This window comes from Fulvimonas sp. R45 (genome assembly GCF_030504985.1).
Lineage (GTDB): Bacteria > Pseudomonadota > Gammaproteobacteria > Xanthomonadales > Rhodanobacteraceae > Rhodanobacter_A.
The window spans coordinates 1-899 of the sequence record NZ_JASERU010000044.1; the positions used below are offsets into that span (position 1 = coordinate 1).

At 67.7% G+C, this 899-nt stretch carries 1 protein-coding gene; it reads right to left on the reverse strand.

Translation table 11 applies throughout. From position 1 onward, the window contains the following. Positions 1-40 precede the first annotated feature (40 nt). Positions 41-899 (reverse strand): IS3 family transposase (locus tag QMK61_RS17580; protein WP_302073528.1); only part of this gene is annotated, 859 nt, incomplete at its 5' end.

Below are 899 nucleotides of genomic sequence, written 5' to 3' on the forward strand. Positions count from 1 at the left end.
TGAACCTGCCCCCTGAGAGCGGACGCCAAGAAGCACGGAGTCAAGCGGCCTGCTTCAGCTTCTTGGCATAGTCGTTGGGTGACAAGTAGCCGAGCGCCGAGTGCAGGCGGGTGGGATTGTAGAAGCCGTGGATGTAGCTGGCGATGGCGGCGTGGGCGGCCGCCTTGGTTTCGTACACGCCGGTCGCCTCTTCGTTCTTGAGCGTGGCGAAGAAGCTCTCGGCCACTGCGTTGTCCCAGCAGTTGCCCTTGCGGCTCATGCTCGGCACGAAGCCGTGCGCAGCCAGGGTTTTGCCGAAGTCGCCGCTGGCGTATTGACTGCCGCGATCGGAGTGGAACAGCACGCCGGCACCGACCGGCGCCGCCGACCAGGCGTTGAGGAAGGCTTGCTGCACCAGATCGTCGGGCATGCGTTCGGACAGGCTGTAACCGAGCACTTGCCGGGTGCGCAGGTCGATGACCGTGGCCAGGTACAGCCAGCCCTCGCGGGTCGGCAAGTAGGTGATGTCGCCCGCCCAGGCTGGCACTGGGCTGTTCACGGCGAACTGCCGATTCAACCGATTCTCGGCCACCGGCCGCCCGTGCCGGCTGTGGGTGGTGCGAGGCGTGAAGCGACCCTTGGCCTTGCCGTGCAGACCCTCCTCACGCATCAGCCGTGCCACGCGCTTGTGGCCCACCGCGTGGGCACCGGCACGCAGCGCCTGCACCAGACGCGGCCGCCCATAGGTGCCGCGGCTGCTGGCGTGGATCGTGCGCAGATCGGCCCGTAGGGCCGCGTCGGGGTCTGGGCGATCCCGTCGGCGCCGCCAGTCGTGGAAGCCAGACACCGACACCGCCAGCAGGCGGCACAGCATCCGCAGTGGATAGCGAGTCCGTTCACGAGCGACGAAGGCGTACCTC